Raw genomic sequence first — 17,155 nt, 5'->3', positions numbered from 1 at the left:
AGCTCCGTTACGGGCGAAGCGAATGTCACTTGACTCTTGTGCACTAATAGATTCGCCGAATCACCAGAAAAAACGGCGACTCGACAAAATTCTGGAATCGATTTTGTCATCAGTACCCAGCCTTGAAAGCGGTCAGCAGCCTTTGGATCAACCCCGATCCGGCAGGACGATGGACCATCTGATGGTTCAATACGATAGTCCGCAGATCGGTGGGGTTGCTCGCCGCATATTGGGCCAGCCCGGCAAGGGTACAGAAGGCAGGACCGCTATGCGCATCCGGCAAACCAATCAACCCCCGAGGACGACCAACACGCACAGCGCGGCCCAGCGCACCCTGTGCATAGTCCGCAATTCCCTTGAGTTCAGCGCCCCCGCCGGTGAGCACGACCTGACGACCGACCGGGCCGGTGAAGCCCAGTTCGTTCAGCGCCTTGCCGATTTCGCCCATCAGATGCTCGAGCCGCTGGCGAATCACCGCGATCAGCTGCGCCCGCGTGATGCGCGCCGCCTCACCGCTGTCGTCATCGGCTGAAATCGGCGCCACCTCGACCATGTCGTGATTGTCGCGCGGGGTGGCGGTGGCGCAGCCATAGAAACACTTCATCCGCTCGGCATGCATGCGGCGCGTGCCGAAGGCGGAGGCGATGTCATCGGTGATATCGGCCGCGCCGATCGGGATCGAGGCAAGGCCGACAAGCATGCCGCCCGCAAAGAGCGACACGTTGGTGACGCCCGCGCCGAGTTCGACCAGCGCGACACCCAGTTCGCGTTCCTCGTCGGACAAGCAGGCCGCCCCGGTCGCCACGGGCGCCGCGACGATCGACTTCACTTCAAGGTGCGCCGAGCGCACGCATAGGTCGAGATTGCGCACGGGCGAGCCATCGGCGGCGACGACATGAATATCGACACCCAGACGATCAGCATGCAGCCCCAGCGGCTTCTTGACCCCGCGCAGCCCGTCGAGCGTGTAGAGCGTCGGTTGGGCATGGAGCACCATGCGGCCATCGGGATCGATCGAATTGCGGCCGGCCGCCAGCAGTTCGTTGATATCGTCCTGCTCGATCCGGTGGCCGCCAAGCTCCACCTCGACCGAGGCGATGTCGCTCACCAGCCCACCGGCCGAAAAGCTGACCCAGACATCCTCGATATTGGTGCCGGCGATCCGTTCGGCCTGCTCCACCGCCTCGCGCACCGCCTTTTCGGTGGCGGGCATGTCGGCGATATAGCCGCGCTTGACGCCCTGGCTCTCGCGCTGCCCGGTGGCCAGCACCTGAAGCTCGCCCCCCTCGGTCCGTTCCGCGATCAAGGCGGAAACCTTGGAAGAGCCGATGTCCACCGCAGTGATCAGCCCGTCACCCCGTGTTTGTGCCATTCCCGTCTCCCTTCACCTCGCCCGCATCGCCATCGCTGGCCGCCACCGCATTGGCCGGTGCGGCGCCTGTCGCTGCGGCCGCGCCTGCAGTAGCTGCCGTGCCGGGAGCAGCCCCCGGCACATCCTTTTTCGCCGTGCCCTGCGGCGGCACGCGCACCACGAACTTGTCGGGCAGGCGCATGTCGAAGCGCAGGAAGCCGCGCCCCAGCAGCCTTTCCATACCGTCCATCCGCGCGAATTTGACCAGCGCGGCCGCCGATTCCTTTTCGCCTTCGGGCAGCGCCAGCGTCTCGCCCGACTGGAAGCGCAGATCCCAGCGCCGATTGCCGACCCAGGTTGCCCCCGCCATCAGCGGCTTGAGCGAGGGCGCGGCCTCCATCAGCGCGGCGAGCGCGGTTGCCTGGCGGTTGGCTTCGGGACCGATCACCAGCGGCAGATCGGGCATCGCGTCGAGCTTTACCGGCTCGAGCACCACGCCGTCGCGGTCGATGAGGCTCAGTTGCCGGGCATTCTGCCAGATCGCGGCGGGCTGACGCTCGATAATGTCGACCATCAGCGTATCGGGCAGGCGGCGCGAAACGCGCGCATCGCGAATCCAGCCATAGCCCAAGAGATCGCCGCGCACCTTTTCGAGATCGACGAGCGGCATCGCCATCGATTCCTGATCGAGCGCGACGGCATAGACGGTGAGCCGGTCCATCCGGTCGATCCCCGTCACTTCGACGCGCTTCACCTCGAAACCGGCGCGCCCGACAAGCTCGGCCGCTTCGACATAGGCCATTTGCGGCAGGCCCGCGAAGGTGGCGACACCGATCACCAGTGCCGCGCCGAGCCCGATCGTGCCGCGCTTCAAATATGTCTCGAGCGCTTCTTCACTGATGGGCAGATGCTCGACCGCCTTGGCCAGCAGACCCTTTTTCTTGGGCGCGACCTTGCGGCGCGCGCCCACATTGGGGCGCCCGCCCGCATTCTTGCCACGTTTGATCGTGGCTGATCTCATAGGGCGTCTCGCACGATCTGCTCGCACAGCTCGGCATAGGAAATGCCGCAATATTTCGCTTGTTCGGGAACGAGGCTGAGCGGAGTCATGCCCGGCTGGGTATTCACCTCGAGCAGGTAGAGCCCCTCAACACCGCGTTCATCGTCCCAGCGGAAATCCGAGCGCGACGTGCCACGGCAGCCCAGCAGTTGGTGTGCGCGCAGCGCCATGTCCATCGCCACCGCCGCGATATCCGCGGGGATTTCGGCGGGGCAGACATGGGTGGTCAGGCCATCGGTATATTTGGCGTCGTAATCGTAAAAGCCGCTTTTGGGCTTGAGCTCGGTGACGGCGAGTGCGCGGTCCCCCATCACGGCGACGGTGAGTTCGCGGCCACGGATGAAGGGTTCGGCCAGAAGCCGTTCAAATTCCTGCCACGGCCCCTTGGCCTCGCGGCCGATGGGATTGCCGTAATTGCCCCCGTCCATCACGATGGCGACGCCGACCGACGAGCCTTCGTTGACGGGCTTCAGCACATAGGGGCGCGCGATCGGATCGCCCGCATACAGCGTTTCGCTCTCGACGATGCGGCCTTCGGGCATACGGATACCGTGCGGCACCAGCGCCTGCTTGGTGAGTTCCTTGTCGATCGCGATGACCGAGGTCGTCAGCCCCGAATGGGTATAAGGGATCTGCATCAGATCGAGCATGCCCTGCACCGTGCCATCTTCACCCGGTGCGCCGTGCAGCGCGTTGAAGACAACATCGGGGCGCAGCTCGGCCAGCACCTGCGCGACATTGCGGTCCATATCGACGCGCGTCACCTTGTGGCCACGGCTTTCGAGCGCATCGGCCACGCCGTTGCCGCTCATCAGTGAAACTTCGCGTTCGGAAGACCAGCCGCCCATCAGAACAACAATGTGCAAGGTCTCGCTCACGCTTCTACTCCTACGCTGTCATCCGCGCCTGCGGCGGGGACGCCGATGCGCTGGATTTCCCATTCCAGTGTCACGCCCGACTTCGCCTTGACGCGGCGGCGGACTTCCTCGCCCAGGGCCTCAATCTCGGCCGAACGCGCCTCGCCAAGGTTGAGCAGGAAATTGCAGTGTTTTTCCGAAACCTGGGCATCGCCGATGCGCAGGCCGCGGCACCCCGCCTCGTCGACAAGACGCCAGGCCTTGTCGCCATCGGGGTTCTTGAAGGTCGATCCGCCGGTCTTCGAGCGGAGCGGCTGCGAGGCTTCGCGCTCGGCCGCGATCCGGTCCATCTCGCGCTGGATCGCCTCGGGATCCTCGCCATGTCCGCGAAAGGTAGCGCCGACGACGATGCAGCCTTCGGGCAAGGCGCTGTGACGATAGCTGTAGCCGACCGCCGCGACAGGGAGCGTCTTCAGCTCGCCGGTGCGCAGCACGACTTGGCACTCGACGAGAACGTCCTTCACCTCGCGGCCATAAGCGCCGCCGTTCATGCGCACGAAACCGCCGACCGTGCCGGGGATCGAGCGAAGGAATTCGAGCCCGCCCACCCCTGCATCGCGCGCGGTGGAGGAAACGAGAATGCCGCTCGCCCCGCCACCGCAGCAAAGCGTCGTCGCGTCCAACGCCTCGACCTTGGCGAAGGGCTTGCCCAGACGCACGACGACACCCGGAACGCCGCCGTCGCGCACGATCATGTTCGATCCAAGGCCAAGCCCCATGACGGGCACGGCGGGATCGAGATCGGCGAGAAAGGCGCGCAGATCATCGATATCCTTGGGCTCGAACAGCCATTCGGCCGCACCACCCGATTTGAACCAGACAAGGGGAGCAAGCGGCGCATGCGGTGTCAGCCTGCCGCGAACGTCCGGCAGGGCAGCTTTTTGCATCATGCCGCAAGGCCCTTGCGCACCGCGCCGATCGCATCGGCCAGCCCGGCGGCCCATTTGGTAATGTCGCCAGCGCCGAGGCAGACGACCATGTCGCCTTGATGGACGACATCGGCCAGCGTCTTCGCCAGTGCATCGGCATCGGCAATGGTGGCCGCCGCACGGTGGCCACGACGCTTGAGCCCGTCGACCAGCGCCTGCGCATCGACCCCCTCGATCGGCTGTTCGCCCGCCGGATAGACGGGAGCGACATAGACGATATCGGCATCGTTGAACGCCTGCTGGAAATCATCCATCAGATCGCGCAGGCGGGTAAAGCGGTGCGGCTGCGCAACCGCGATCACGCGGCCGCTCACCCCCTCGCGCGCGGCCGACAATGCGGCGCGGACCTCGACGGGGTGATGGCCGTAATCGTCGATCACCGTGACGCCGTCGACTTCGCCGACATGGGTGAAGCGGCGCTTGACCCCGCCGAACTTGCGGAAGCCGCCGACGATGGTTTCGTCCGCCATGCCCATTTCCAGCGCCACACCGATCGCGGCCAGCGCATTCTGGACATTGTGGCGACCGGGCATCGGAAGCTCGATCCCCTCGATGCGGCGGACATTGCCGTCATAATCGCGGATCACGGCGTCGAAACGGTTGCCGCCCGGGATGGGGGTGACCTGTTCAGCGCGGATATCGGCCTGCGCCGAGAAGCCGTAAGTGACGATCTTGCGATCGGCGACGCGCGGCAGGATCGCCTGCACTTCGGGATGGTCGAGGCAGAGCAGCGCCGCACCGTAAAAGGGCACGTTCGAGACGAACTCGACAAACGCATCCTTCACCGCATCGAAGCTGCCATAATGATCGAGATGCTCGGGGTCGATATTGGTGACGACCGCGATCGTGCCGTCGAGCCGCAGGAAGCTGCCATCGCTCTCGTCCGCCTCGACCACCATCCATTCGCCCGCACCGACGCGCGCGTTCGAGCCATAGGCGTTGATGATGCCGCCGTTGATCACCGTGGGATCGAACCCGCCAACATCAAGCAGCGCGGCGACCATCGAGGTGGTCGTCGTCTTGCCGTGCGTGCCCGCGACCGCGACGGTCGACTTGAGACGCATCAGTTCGGCGAGCATTTCGGCGCGGCGCACCACGGGGACGCGGCGTTCGAGCGCCAGATCGACCTCGGGATTGCCGCGGCGGATAGCGGTCGAGGTGACGACCACACGTGCATCGCCGAGGTTTTCCGCCTTGTGGCCGATCATCACGTTGATGCCGCGATCGCGCAGCGCCTGAACCACCGCGCTTTCGGCGACGTCCGACCCCTGAACCTTATAGCCCAGATTGTTCATCACCCGCGCGATGCCCGACATGCCGATGCCGCCGATGCCCACGAAATGGATGGTGCCGATATCGGTGTGCACGCCCTTCATGCCAGCGCCTCCTGCCCGCCCATGCGCGGCAGCGGCTTGCTCATGCGGATCGTCTCGCCACCAATGGGCTGGGGCCCGAAGCTTTCGACCAGATCGGCAAGGTCACGCGTGGCATTGGGACGGCCGCAATTCCAGGCACGCTTTGCGGCATTGGCGAGTGCGCCCGGCTCAAGGGCAAGTTTCTGCATCTGTTTGGCAAGTTCCACGGAGGTAAAGCTGGATTGCGGGATTGAACGTGCGCCGCCCGCCTCCACCATCTCACGGACGTTGAACGTCTGATGATTGTCGGTGGCCGAGGGCAGCGGAACGAGAATGGCCGGCCGGCCCGCGGCGGTCAATTCCGCGATGGTCGATGCACCCGCACGCGCGATCACCAGATGCGCCCAGCCGAGGCGTTCGGGGAGATCCGGCAGATAGGTGGCGAGATCGGCGGGGATTTCAAGCTCGGCATAGGTTGCGCGCACGCGGTCGATATCCTCGATCCGGCATTGCTGCGTCACCTGCAGGCGACGGCGGAAGTTGAGCGGAAGGAGCCCCAGCCCTTCGGGCACGATATCCGAGAGCACGGTGGCGCCCTGGCTGCCGCCGGTGACGAGCAGACGGAAGATCCCGTCTTCGGTGAGCGGCGGGAAAGGCTGTTCGCGCAGCGCAAGCACCTCGTCGCGCACGGGATTGCCGAGGACGTGGACCTTGTCCATCCAGCCGGGTTTCAGCCGCTGGACATCGGGATAGGCGGTGACGATCGCATCGGCCTTGCGCGCGAGCAGCCGGTTCACCCGGCCGAGTACCGCATTCTGTTCGTGGATCGCGGTCGGAATTCCCGCCTTCATCGCGCCGAGCAGCGCGGGCAGTGCCGGATAGCCGCCGAAACCGATCACCGCGCTTGGCTCGAAGGTTTCGTAAAGCCGCAACGCCATGGCACGCCCGGCCATGATCGAGCGCCCCGCCTTCAACCAGCCAAGCGGACCGCCAGTCAGCCGCCCAGCGGGAAGCACATGCGTTTGAACACCGTCGAACAGCCCGGGAATGCGTGCGCCGCGTTCATCCGTGATCAACGCGACACGGTGCCCGCGCGCCATGAGTTCGGCCGCGAGCGCATGGGCGGGAATCATATGGCCGCCGGTGCCACCGGCGGCGAGAACAAAGTGACGCACGACGTTCATCGACCGTTCCATCTAACAACATAGGGCGAACGGACCAGATAGGGGTTTCGCCGCGTAAAGGCGAGCAGCAACCCGAAGCCGAACGACAAGGCAAGCATCGACGAACCGCCATAGCTGATAAAGGGCAGCGTCATCCCCTTGGACGGGGCGAGCTGCGTGTTCACCGCCATGTTGATCATCGCCTGCACACCGAACTGGGTGGCCAGCCCCGCCGCCGCGAGGAGCTGGAACATATCCTCTTCATCGAGAAGCTTGACGATCACGCGCACCACGATTGCAACATAGAGCGCCGCGATCGCAAAACAGGCGATCAGGCCGAACTCTTCACCGATCACCGAAAAAATATAGTCGGTATGCGCTTCGGGCAGGCGGAACTTCATCGATCCGCCGCCCGGCCCGGTGCCGAGCAACCCACCCGCCGTCAGCGTCGCATGCGACATGTCGGTCTGGTAGGTGTCCCCCGTCTGGAACAGGAAGTCGTTGATGCGGCGGGTGGCGACATCGTAGAAAAGATAGGCGCTGATGACGAGGCCAACACCCGCCGCTCCGAGCCAGCTCAGTATCTTCACGCTGACGCCCGAAAGCAGCATCAGCGTCAGCCAGATCGCGGCGAAGATCACCGTCTGGCCAAAATCGGGCTGGCGCATCAGGAAAAGCGCAATCAGCCCGGTGATCAGCCCCGAAATCATGAAGACCGGCAGGGTCTTGTCATGCACGCGCAGCGACAGGAGCCACGCCATACCGACAACGAAACAGGGTTTCAGAAATTCGGATGGCTGGAACTGCGCGAAACCGAACCCGATCCAGCGCTTTGCGCCATTCACCTCTGCTCCGATCACCGGCACGATCGCGAGAAGCGCGGTGAAGATGACGGCGCCGATCAGCGCCATGCGCCGGGCCGCATCCTTGGGGAGCGCCGACACGATGAGCATCACCGGAACGCTGAGCACCACCCAGGCCAGCTGTCGCCAGAAATAGTGAAGCGGCTCGAACCGCGTGCTGGCATCCGAATAGCGCTCCGCCGCGGCGGGCGAGGCGGCTGCGACCGCAATGAGCCCGATCGAGAGCAGAAGCGTGACGAAGAGCAGAAGGACGCGATCGATTTCCCAGAACCACATGCTCAGCGGTGAGTGATTGTCGCGTCCGAAACGCGACATCAGCTTTGCCTTGGGCCGCTTGGCGGCGGCCGGTGCCTGAACAGGGCTGGGAATCGATGCCATTATGCCAGGGCCTCCACCGCCGCGCGGAATGCCGCCCCGCGCGCTTCGAAATCGCTGAACTGATCGAACGAGGCGCAGGCCGGCGAGAGCAATACCGTCTCACCGGGTTGAGCAGCGGCTGCCGCCGCGCGCACCGCGGTATCAAGGTCGCCACAATTGGTGACGGGCATGTGCGGCGTCAGCAGCGCTGCGAACATCTCGGCCGAGCTGCCGATGGTGTAGGCGGCGCGGACATGGCCGAAATGCGGGACGCAGGCGTCGAGATCATCGGTCTTCGCCAACCCGCCCAAGATCCAGTGCACGGCCGGATAAGCGGCAAGCGCAGGCGCGGTCGAGGTTGGGTTGGTGGCCTTGCTGTCGTTGACGAACAGCACACCGCCACGTTCGACCACACGCTCCATGCGGTGCGGGAGGCCGGGATAGGTTCTGAGCGCCTGCGCGATCACCGCCTCGTCAATGCCGAGAGCGCGCGCGGCGGCCGTCGCGACGGCGGCATTCTGCGCATTGTGCGGCCCTTGTAGCGACGGCCAATGCGCCTGTGCGGCGGTGTCGACATCGGTTGAGGCAACGCGGATGGCGCGGGCGTGGCGATCGGCGATCGCCCGGCTGGGTTCATCCTCGACCGCGATCACGGCGGCGTGGCCATCCGACTGCATCGCGAACAAGCGTGCCTTTGACGCAGCATAGCCTTCGAAACCGTCATAACGATCGAGATGGTCGGGAGTGATGTTCAAGAGCACCGCGACATCGCAGTCGAGGCTGGTGGTCAGATCGATCTGGTAGCTCGACAGTTCGAGCACATAGACACCGCCCTCGGGCAAAGGCTCCTGCCCCAGGATCGGCAGGCCGATATTGCCGCCGAGCCGTGCGGGGAGCCCCGCCGCCGCCACGATATGGTGGATGAGCGCAGTCGTCGTCGACTTGCCGTTGGTGCCGGTGATGCCGACAACACGGTGTGCGGGCAGCCCGGCGCGGGCTTGCGCGAAAAGCTCGATATCGCCGAGTACGGGCACGCCCGCTTCGCGCGCCTTGTCGGCGATTGGATGGCGGTTGAGCGGGACGCCGGGGGACACGACGACGCCGTCGAAACCGGCTAGGTCGATGGTCAGCGGATCGGCAAGCGTGGCCTTGTCGGCGACAGCGGCGCGCGCCGCCTCGCGATCATCCCATGCGGTGACGCTGGCACCGCTGGCGACCAACGCCTCGACCGTGGCGATGCCGGTGCGCGCAAGGCCAAGCACCGCGTAGGACTTGCCAGCAAAGGCGGCCGAGACGATCACCGCAGCTTCAACGTCGACAGGCCGGCCAGCGCCAGCACGATGCTGATGATCCAGAAGCGGATCACGACGGTGGGCTCGGACCAGCCCAGCTGTTCGAAATGGTGATGGATTGGCGCCATGCGGAACACGCGCTTGCCGGTGCGCTTGTAGAAGAACACCTGGATGATCACCGACATCGCCTCGACCACGAACAGGCCGCCGATGATGCCGAGCACGATTTCATGCTGCGAAGCAACCGCAAGCGCGCCGAGCGCACCGCCCAGGGCCAAGCTGCCGGTATCGCCCATGAACACCGCCGCCGGCGGCGCGTTGAACCACAGGAAAGCCAGCCCCGCACCGATGATCGCACCGCACAGGATCGTCAGATCGCCCGCGCCGGGCACATGCGGAATGCCAAGATAAGTGGCATATTTCACGTTGCCGACGAGATAGACGATCAGCATGAACGCCAGGCTGGCGATGATCACCGGGAAAGTGGCCAGACCATCGAGCCCGTCGGTCAGGTTCACCGCATTGCCGAACGCCACGATCGTGAACGCGGCGAAGAGGATGTAGAAATAGCCGAGATCGATCGAGACATCGCTGAAGAAGGGCAGATAGAGATTGGTGCCCGTCTTGGAGACGATCATCCAGCTGGCCAGCCCTGCGATCACGAATTCGGCCATCAGGCGCACCTTGCCCGACACGCCCTTGTGGCTCGCCTTCTTCACCTTGTCATAATCGTCGAGAAAACCGATCGCGCCGAAACCGAGGGTGACGAACAGACATGCCCAGACGAACATGTTGCTGAGATCCATCCACAGAAGCAGCGAGATCGCGACCGAAGTCAGGATCATCAGGCCGCCCATGGTGGGGGTGCCGCGCTTGGCAAGGTGCGTCTGCGGCCCATCCGTGCGGATCGGCTGCCCCTTGCCCTGGCGGACACGAAGCCATCCGATGAAGCGCGGGCCGATCAACAGACCGATCAGCAGCGCGGTGGCCACCGCGCCACCCGCGCGGAAGCTCAGATAGCGGAGAAGATTGAATATTCCTGGAAAACCAAGCTGTTCTGCGATTAGGTAGAGCATCAGTCCGTCCTGCCCCCCAGCGCGCCGGAAACAAGGTTTGCGACGACCCGGGATAGCCCGATTGCGTTAGACCCCTTGATGAGGACCGCGTCGCCCGGTTCGAGAATCTGGGAAATATGCTCAAGCGCGGCCGCGGCGTCGGGCCTATGCGCGAAGTCGATTACGCCTTCAAGCGCCTTTGCGAGCGGTTTCATTTCCGCGCCGACGAGCAGTGCATATTGGACGTTCGCCGCTTTCAGCGGCTCGGCCAACTGGGCGTGAAAGGCATCGCTGCCCTCCCCCAGTTCGCGCATGCCGCCAAGGATCACGATGCGGCGCCCGGCTTCCTCGCCCAGCTGACGGATCGTCGCCGCCATCGAGGCCGGATTGGCGTTGTAGCTTTCGTCGATGACGAGCGCGGTGCCGCCGTCGACAGGCACGTTGTGGCGCGCGCCGCGACCGGGGAGCCCGGCCATGTCGGCAAGCGCAAGCCCCGCCTGCCCCAGATCGCCGCCCAGCGCCTCAACCGCCGCCAGCACCGCCATTGCGTTCGACACCCAATGCGCACCCGGATGCGCGATGGTGAAGCACAGCTCGGCACCGTGCAGCCGGGCATTGACCAGCGACCCGCCATTGGTGGCGCGCACCACATCGCGCGCGCGGACATCGGCCCCCTCGCCCAGGCCGAAGGTGACGATGCGCCCGGCATGGGGTTTTGCGGCCGCGATCAACCGATCGCGGTAGGGGCTGTCGAACGGAACAATGGCGGTGCCACCGGGCTCGAGCCCCTGAAAAATCTCGCCCTTGGCGTCGGCAATCGCCTCGACACTGTCGAAATAGGCCTGATGCGCGGGCGCGATCGCGGTGACGATGGCCACATGCGGGCGCACCATCCGCGTCAGCTGCGCGAGCTCACCGGCATGGTTCATGCCCATTTCGAGCACGCCGAAGCGCGTATCGGCGGACATGCGCGCAAGGCTGAGCGGCACGCCGGTATGGTTGTTGTAGCTTTTTACCGACCGGTGGACATGGCCGGGGGCGAAGCGGTCGAGCGCCGCGAACAGCGCCTCCTTCGTCCCGGTCTTGCCCACCGACCCGGTAACGCCTGCGATCTTCGCAGCCGTCCTCGCCCTGGATGCGACCCCAAGGGCATCAAGCGCCGCGGTGGTATCCGCGACGAGGATATGGGGATGGTCGACGGGTTCGCTCACAATCGCGCCCGCAGCACCACCGGCAAAGGCCTTGTCGAGGAAGCGGTGGCCATCGGTGGCCTCCCCCTTCATCGCGATGAAGAGATCGCCCGGCCCGACTTCGCGGCTGTCAAAGGCGACACCCGAGACGGCGAAATCGGCCGAGGCCGTGCCACCCGTCGCGCGTGCCAGCGCCTCGGAGGTCCAGAGCGGTTTCACGCCGCGCATTCCCGGGCGACCTGGACATCGTCGAACGGCAGGACGAGATCGCCAACGATCTGACCCTGTTCATGCCCCTTGCCCGCGATCAGGACGATATCATCCGCGCCCGCTTCGGCGATGGCGGCGGCGATGGCGGCGCGCCGCCCGGCAATCTCGGTGGCGCCCGGCGCGCCTTCCATGATGTCGGCGCGGATGGCGGACGCATCCTCGGTACGCGGATTATCGTCGGTGACGATCACATAATCGGCCGACGCGACAGCCGCCTTGCCCATTTCGGGGCGCTTGCCCTTGTCCCGATCCCCACCGGCGCCGAAGACGAGGATGATGCGGCCTCTGGCGTGCGGGCGCAGCGCGGCCACCGCCGCCTCGATGGCATCGGGGGTGTGCGCATAATCGACATAGACGGGGGCGCCTGCGCGGCTGATAGCGGCACGTTCGAGCCGCCCGCGCACCGGCTGAATGCGCGCCAGATCACCAAGCGTGCGCGCCACATCGCCGCCAGTGGCGATCACGAGCGCGGCGGAAACCAGCGCATTGGCCGCCTGATAGGCCCCGATCAGTGGCAGAGTGACGGTGAACATCCGGCCTTCGGCCTCGACCTCCAGCGTCTGGCCGAACTGGGTGGGGGTGCGCGACACGAGCCGAAGGGCATCGCCGCGCTCCCCCACACCCAGCACTCGGAGCCCCCGCTCCAAAGCCAGATCAAACACCTTGGGCGATTCCGGATCGTCCGCCCAGATCACGACCGAGCCGCCGTCCTGCACCACTTCGGCGAACAGGCGCAGCTTCGCGGTGAAATAGGCTGCCATGTCGCCGTGATAATCGAGATGGTCGCGGCTGAGATTGGTGAAGGCCGCGGCCGTCACGGGCAGCCCCTCGGTCCGGTACTGCGACAGGCCATGGCTCGATGCCTCGAACGCGAGATGGGACACGCCCTCACGGCGCAAACCAGCGACGTTCGACAGGAAGGTAACGACATCGGGCGTGGTGAGCCCGGTTTTCACCTGATCGTCCGCCGTGGTGACGCCCAAAGTACCGATCGAAGCGGCATTGTTGCCCGCGATCCGCCACAGCTGGCGGGTGATCTCGACGGTCGAGGTCTTGCCGTTGGTGCCGGTCACCGCGATCACGGTATCGGGGAAAGGCGCGAAAAACTTTGCCGCCAGCTGCGCAAAGGCGGCGCGTGGCTCGTCCGACACGATATGCACCGCGCCGTCGACCCTGGCGCCGCGGCGCGCGACGATGGCAACTGCGCCCGCGGCCACCGCCTGCGGGATGAAATCCTCACCGTTGACCTTGGTGCCCTGAAAGGCGCCGAACACGGTTCCGGGCGCGACCTTGCGATGATCGATCGCGAAACCGGTCACGACCGCCTTTTCATCTCCGCCGGTAAGCGCGCCTAATTGCATCAATTTTCCTTTTTCTCTTTCCAGATCAGCGGCGTCAGCGCCGCCAGATCGACTTCCTTGTTGGCATCGGGGATGACGCCGAGCATCGGCCCGGTGCGCGCAATCACCTTCGAGACAACCGGCGCCGCCGTCCACGCCGCGCCAGTGAAACCGAAGGTATCGGACGTGCCCTTGGGCGCATCGAGCATCGCGATCACCACATAGCGCGGCTGATCCATCGGAAACGCCGCCGCGAAGGTCGATACGTTCACCTTCTTGGAATAGCCGCCAACGCCGGGCTTCTCTGCCGTCCCGGTCTTTCCGCCCACCCGGTATCCGGCGGCATCGCCGCGCCTGCCGGTGCCATCGAGCACGACGAGGCGCAAAAGCTTGCGCATCAGGTGGCTGGTCGGTTCGGTAAACACACGCCGCCCTTCGGCCGCCTTGCCCTTTTCGACCCGCATCACCGTTGCGGGGCGCCAGATACCACCATTCACCAACGCCGCATAGGCGCTGGCCAGATGCAGCGGCGTGACCGCGATGCCATGGCCATAGGACGTGGTGAGCGTGGTCGAGCGGCCCCAATTGTGCGGCCACAGCGTACGGCCCTTTTCGCGCAGCTCGATCGCCGGGGGATTCTGGAAATCGAGCTTGCGGAACAGATCCTCCATCCCCGGCTGACCCAGTTGATCGGCGATCCGCGCAGTGACGATGTTGGAGCTGTGGATAAGTGTCTCGGGCACGTTGATCCAGCGGCCGAGCGGGTGATCGTCCTTGATCCGGAAACGGCCGATCGCGATCGGCGCGGTCGCGTCATAGCGCTGCGACATCGAGGTCACGACCCCGACATCGATTGCCTTGGCAACGGTCAGCGGCTTGAAGGTCGACCCCAGTTCGTAAACGCTCTGCGTCACGTTGTTGCGGCGCGCCTCGGCGGGCGACTGGCCGAACTTGTTGGGGTTGAATACCGGCAGCGAGACCAGCGCGATGAGTTCGCCCGTGTCGACATCCATCACCAGCCCGGTCGCGCCGATCGCGCTGTGCTTGGTCATCGCGGCGAACAGCTCGCTTTCCATAGCGGCCTGCACGCGACTGTCGATCGACAGCGCAACCGGGGTGCTCCGCAGCTTGGGATCGGTCAGCCGCTCCTCAAGCACGCGTTCCATGCCGATCACGCCGCGACCGTCGAAATCGGTATAGCCCAGCACATGCGCGGCAAGCGTCGTCTGCGGATACAGCCGCTCGGGCTCGCGCGCAAAAGCGATGGCGGGTTCGCCAAGCGCATTTGCCTGCGCCACCAGTTCGGGCATCGCGCGGCGGCGCAGATAGGTGAAAGTGCGCTCGGACCGCAGGATCGCGAGATATTGCGCCTCGCTCCGTTCGGGCATCAGCTCGGCCAGACGCGGCGCCAGATCCTCGGGATCGCTCAGCAGCTTTTTGGGATGGATGCCGATCGACCAGGCATCGATCGTGCTTGCCAGCGCCACGCCGTTGCGATCGACGATATCGCCGCGGATCGGGACATAGCTGGTGCTGATGTTGCGGCTTTGTGGCGGATCGCCAAACACCGCAAGCCAAATGAGGCGGGTCCCGATCAGGAGACCCACCCCAAGAAATACCAGCATCAACACCATCAGGCGGAGATGCGCAGTCGCCAGCCACTGGTATCGTTGCCCGGCATCGCGCGTGCGATTTGGCCGGGCGACCAGAGTGGTCATTGGGCCCGTCTCCTGCCGGTTTCGGTGCGTGCCGTTCGGGCCAGCTCGCCCATCAGGCGATCATCGAGCAACTTGTCCTCGAGCCGGGCCAGTTGGCGCTCCTTATCGGCCTTCACCCGGTCAACCTTGGGCGCATCGGGCTTGGGCTTTGCCGGTTTGGGTGCCTCGGCGCGGGCCAATTCGGTGCGGACGGGGGTAGCTTTGGGCTTTTCCGCACTCACGGGCTTTGCTGGGGCCGGCTTTTCAGACCGTGCAGGCGCGCGAGCCGCCGCCACCTGAGCCGCAGGCTTCATCTGTTCGCGCACCATCGCCACGCGCTGCGCCACCGCCGCAGTCGACGTCGGCTGCGCCGCCACAGGCGCAGGCGTTGCGGCGGCGGTCGCGGGCTTTGCCGCCTCGGCCAGCGTCGCGCTATCGGGAATGGCGACCATCGCGGTCACCATCGCTGCGGGCGCGTAGCGCGGCCCCGGCGTGATCCCGCTGCGATCGAGCGACGCGAGCTGCGTTTCGGCACCGACGAACTGATCGGCATCAGGCGTGGTGAGCGCCAGTACTTCCCCGTTCCAGCGTTCGAGCTGGCGCAGATTGGCGCGCGTACCGAGTTCGGTGTGCAGCCGCCGGATATCCTTTTTCGCCGTCACGATCTGCCGGTTGACGCGCTCGAGCTCGGTGCGCTCGGCCGCGACCTGCGACGTCACGAGATAGAGCCCCATCGCCGCGACCGCGACGGTGAGCACCCGACCAACCGATTTGAACCTGTTCGCGATCATGCCGCTTCCCCCTTCGGCGCCGCTGCGGTGCGATACGCCACCCTGAGTGTGGCCGATCGCGCGCGCGGGTTGCGGGCGACTTCCGCTTCCCCGGCGCGTATCGGCTTTGCGACCCGATCGAAGGTCGATGCCGAGGCATCCTTCGTGACGGGCAAATGGCGCGAGCCTTGCGGGGTTTGTCCGCTTCGGTCGCGCAGGAATCTTTTCACCAGCCGGTCTTCAAGGCTGTGGAACGTCACCACCGCCAGCCGGCCACCGGGCTTGAGCAGCCGTTCGGCCGCCGCCAGACCATCCTCAAGCTCGCCCAGTTCGCGGTTGAGATGGATGCGGATCGCCTGGAAGGTGCGTGTCGCCGGATCCTTCTTGTCGTGCGGCTTGTGGCCCAGCGCCTTGCGCACGACATTGGCGAGTTCACCGGTGCGCGTGATCGGGCGCGCCTCGACAATCGCGCGCGCCACGCGGCGCGACCGCGTCTCTTCGCCATAATGGTAAAGCACGTCAGCGATCTCGGCTTCGTCGGCATTGTTCACGAAATCGGCGGCCGTTTGGCCATCCTGTTCCATGCGCATGTCGAGCGGGCCATCGGACTGAAAGGAGAAGCCCCGCTCCGCCCGGTCGAGCTGCATCGACGACACGCCGATATCGAGCGTCACGCCGTCCACCACTTCCACGCCACGCGCCTGCAGCGCCTCGGCCATTTGGGAGAAGCGCTCGGGAACGAGCACGAGGCTGCCGGCGCTTTCGTCAACCAGCGCGGCCCCTTCGGTGATCGCCGAAGGATCGCGATCAAAGGCGAACACCTTGGCGCCTTTTGCAAGAATCGCACGGGTATAGCCGCCCGCGCCGAACGTGCCGTCGACATGGGTTTCGCCGGGGGCGATGGCGAGGCCGTCGATCACCTCGTCGAGGAGGACGGGAATATGGCGATCCGTTGCGGCGATGGTCATTTCGCGGCCCTTTCCTCGAGCAGGAAAGTCACCAGATCGAGCAGCATGGGCGGTGCGTCGGGCGTGTTCAGTAGCACCTGAGGGTTCCAGATTTCGATGATGTCGCCCGAGCCGTGGAAGAAGGCGAGGTCTTCCAACTGGCCGAGCTTGCGCATGAAGGGCGGAATGACGAGACGGCCGCTGGCGTCATAGGGCACGTCCTCGACCACGCCGAATGCCATACGGTTGAGGTTTTCACGGCTCATCTTGGGCGCGTCGGGCTCCCGCTCGGCCATTTCGCGGGCGAGCACTTCGGGCAGCAGGTCCGAATAGGGCAGATCATAGCCGGTGAGGCAGGGTGAGGTGCGGCTGCGCGACAAGGCGATGACGCGTTCGTTGCCGGAATTGATTTCAAGCGTGGCGCGCAGCTTCGCGGGGATGGCGACGCGGCCCTTGCCGTCGATCGCACTCAACCCAAATCCGCGAAATGTCCGCCTCGTTGTCACGCCTTTTCTGCTCACCCTTGTGCAAGACGCACGCTTCCCCGCTCGACCCCGGCCATCGCCGAAATCGCGCCAACGCTGAAAACAGTGGGAACG

The 17,155-nt window shown here is 65.3% G+C and carries 15 protein-coding genes; all 15 read right to left on the bottom strand.

All coding sequences use genetic code 11. From position 1 onward, the window contains the following. Window positions 1-109: 109 nt before the first annotated feature. Genes ftsA through QYC26_RS11790 form a run of 15 tightly spaced genes read right to left on the bottom strand, consistent with a single transcriptional unit; the run spans window position 110 to window position 17,029 of the window. A complete protein-coding gene (gene ftsA, locus QYC26_RS11860) occupies window positions 110-1,372 on the bottom strand; it encodes a cell division protein FtsA (protein ID WP_317512433.1) in 1,263 nt (420 codons plus the stop codon). Continuing rightward, entirely contained in the window at window positions 1,353-2,372 is a 1,020-nt protein-coding gene (locus QYC26_RS11855) for a cell division protein FtsQ/DivIB (RefSeq protein WP_317512432.1), read from the bottom strand. The genes ftsA and QYC26_RS11855 overlap by 20 nt, the downstream gene beginning before the upstream one ends. Then, window positions 2,369-3,289, bottom strand: a complete 921-nt coding sequence (locus tag QYC26_RS11850; protein WP_317512431.1) for a D-alanine--D-alanine ligase — start codon at window positions 3,287-3,289, stop codon at window positions 2,369-2,371. The genes QYC26_RS11855 and QYC26_RS11850 overlap by 4 nt, the downstream gene beginning before the upstream one ends. Further along, window positions 3,286-4,218: a UDP-N-acetylmuramate dehydrogenase gene (murB, locus tag QYC26_RS11845; protein ID WP_317512430.1), complete on the bottom strand. Its 933-nt coding sequence runs from the start codon at window positions 4,216-4,218 to the stop codon at window positions 3,286-3,288. The genes QYC26_RS11850 and murB overlap by 4 nt, the downstream gene beginning before the upstream one ends. Then, complete coding sequence (gene murC / locus QYC26_RS11840) at window positions 4,215-5,633, bottom strand: UDP-N-acetylmuramate--L-alanine ligase (RefSeq protein WP_317512429.1); 1,419 nt, start codon at window positions 5,631-5,633, stop codon at window positions 4,215-4,217. Before murC ends, murB begins: the two co-directional genes overlap by 4 nt. After that, on the bottom strand, window positions 5,630-6,796 hold the full coding sequence (gene murG / locus QYC26_RS11835; protein ID WP_317512428.1) for an undecaprenyldiphospho-muramoylpentapeptide beta-N-acetylglucosaminyltransferase: 1,167 nt from the start codon (window positions 6,794-6,796) through the stop codon (window positions 5,630-5,632). Before murG ends, murC begins: the two co-directional genes overlap by 4 nt. Beyond that, window positions 6,793-8,016: an FtsW/RodA/SpoVE family cell cycle protein gene (locus tag QYC26_RS11830; protein WP_411197594.1), complete on the bottom strand. Its 1,224-nt coding sequence runs from the start codon at window positions 8,014-8,016 to the stop codon at window positions 6,793-6,795. Before QYC26_RS11830 ends, murG begins: the two co-directional genes overlap by 4 nt. Continuing rightward, window positions 8,016-9,296 carry a UDP-N-acetylmuramoyl-L-alanine--D-glutamate ligase gene (gene murD / locus QYC26_RS11825; RefSeq protein WP_317512427.1) on the bottom strand — a complete coding sequence of 427 codons (1,281 nt, stop codon included), beginning with the start codon at window positions 9,294-9,296 and terminating at the stop codon, window positions 8,016-8,018. The genes QYC26_RS11830 and murD overlap by 1 nt, the downstream gene beginning before the upstream one ends. Next, window positions 9,293-10,363 (bottom strand): phospho-N-acetylmuramoyl-pentapeptide-transferase, encoded by a 1,071-nt coding sequence (gene mraY / locus QYC26_RS11820; RefSeq protein ID WP_317512426.1) that lies wholly within the window; start codon window positions 10,361-10,363, stop codon window positions 9,293-9,295. Before mraY ends, murD begins: the two co-directional genes overlap by 4 nt. Continuing rightward, window positions 10,363-11,760, bottom strand: a complete 1,398-nt coding sequence (locus tag QYC26_RS11815) for a UDP-N-acetylmuramoyl-tripeptide--D-alanyl-D-alanine ligase (protein ID WP_317512425.1) — start codon at window positions 11,758-11,760, stop codon at window positions 10,363-10,365. The genes mraY and QYC26_RS11815 overlap by 1 nt, the downstream gene beginning before the upstream one ends. Then, window positions 11,748-13,163: a UDP-N-acetylmuramoyl-L-alanyl-D-glutamate--2,6-diaminopimelate ligase gene (locus QYC26_RS11810; RefSeq protein WP_317512424.1), complete on the bottom strand. Its 1,416-nt coding sequence runs from the start codon at window positions 13,161-13,163 to the stop codon at window positions 11,748-11,750. Before QYC26_RS11810 ends, QYC26_RS11815 begins: the two co-directional genes overlap by 13 nt. Further along, window positions 13,163-14,860, bottom strand: a complete 1,698-nt coding sequence (locus QYC26_RS11805; RefSeq protein WP_317512423.1) for a penicillin-binding protein 2 — start codon at window positions 14,858-14,860, stop codon at window positions 13,163-13,165. The genes QYC26_RS11810 and QYC26_RS11805 overlap by 1 nt, the downstream gene beginning before the upstream one ends. Continuing rightward, the gene (locus tag QYC26_RS11800) at window positions 14,857-15,630 is read right to left on the bottom strand and encodes a hypothetical protein (RefSeq protein ID WP_317512422.1); all 774 of its coding nucleotides are present in this window, start codon (window positions 15,628-15,630) and stop codon (window positions 14,857-14,859) included. Before QYC26_RS11800 ends, QYC26_RS11805 begins: the two co-directional genes overlap by 4 nt. Next, window positions 15,627-16,577: a 16S rRNA (cytosine(1402)-N(4))-methyltransferase RsmH gene (gene rsmH, locus QYC26_RS11795; protein ID WP_317512421.1), complete on the bottom strand. Its 951-nt coding sequence runs from the start codon at window positions 16,575-16,577 to the stop codon at window positions 15,627-15,629. The genes QYC26_RS11800 and rsmH overlap by 4 nt, the downstream gene beginning before the upstream one ends. Then, entirely contained in the window at window positions 16,574-17,029 is a 456-nt protein-coding gene (locus QYC26_RS11790; RefSeq protein WP_317512420.1) for a division/cell wall cluster transcriptional repressor MraZ, read from the bottom strand. Before QYC26_RS11790 ends, rsmH begins: the two co-directional genes overlap by 4 nt. Between the last annotated feature and the right edge of the window lie 126 nt (window positions 17,030-17,155).

The organism is Sphingomonas sp. C3-2, assembly GCF_033025475.1.
In the GTDB taxonomy this organism is placed as follows: Bacteria; Pseudomonadota; Alphaproteobacteria; order Sphingomonadales; family Sphingomonadaceae; genus Sphingobium_A.
The sequence above is the reverse complement of the archived record's forward strand: the minus strand, read 5'-3'. Positions and strand labels throughout refer to the sequence as shown.

Bases quoted from the DNA above. Each gene is read 5' to 3' on its own strand.
- QYC26_RS11855 (WP_317512432.1), bottom strand. From the start codon at position 2,372: ATGAGATCAGCCACGATCAAACGTGGCAAGAATGCGGGCGGGCGCCCC.
- murG (WP_317512428.1), bottom strand. From the start codon at position 6,796: ATGAACGTCGTGCGTCACTTTGTTCTCGCCGCCGGTGGCACCGGCGGC.
- murB (WP_317512430.1), bottom strand. From the start codon at position 4,218: ATGATGCAAAAAGCTGCCCTGCCGGACGTTCGCGGCAGGCTGACACCG.
- QYC26_RS11805 (WP_317512423.1), bottom strand. From the start codon at position 14,860: ATGACCACTCTGGTCGCCCGGCCAAATCGCACGCGCGATGCCGGGCAA.
- mraY (WP_317512426.1), bottom strand. From the start codon at position 10,363: ATGCTCTACCTAATCGCAGAACAGCTTGGTTTTCCAGGAATATTCAAT.
- murC (WP_317512429.1), bottom strand. From the start codon at position 5,633: ATGAAGGGCGTGCACACCGATATCGGCACCATCCATTTCGTGGGCATC.
- QYC26_RS11810 (WP_317512424.1), bottom strand. From the start codon at position 13,163: ATGCAATTAGGCGCGCTTACCGGCGGAGATGAAAAGGCGGTCGTGACC.
- QYC26_RS11830 (WP_411197594.1), bottom strand. From the start codon at position 8,016: ATGGCATCGATTCCCAGCCCTGTTCAGGCACCGGCCGCCGCCAAGCGG.
- QYC26_RS11800 (WP_317512422.1), bottom strand. From the start codon at position 15,630: ATGATCGCGAACAGGTTCAAATCGGTTGGTCGGGTGCTCACCGTCGCG.
- ftsA (WP_317512433.1), bottom strand. From the start codon at position 1,372: ATGGCACAAACACGGGGTGACGGGCTGATCACTGCGGTGGACATCGGC.
- rsmH (WP_317512421.1), bottom strand. From the start codon at position 16,577: ATGACCATCGCCGCAACGGATCGCCATATTCCCGTCCTCCTCGACGAG.
- QYC26_RS11815 (WP_317512425.1), bottom strand. From the start codon at position 11,760: ATGCGCGGCGTGAAACCGCTCTGGACCTCCGAGGCGCTGGCACGCGCG.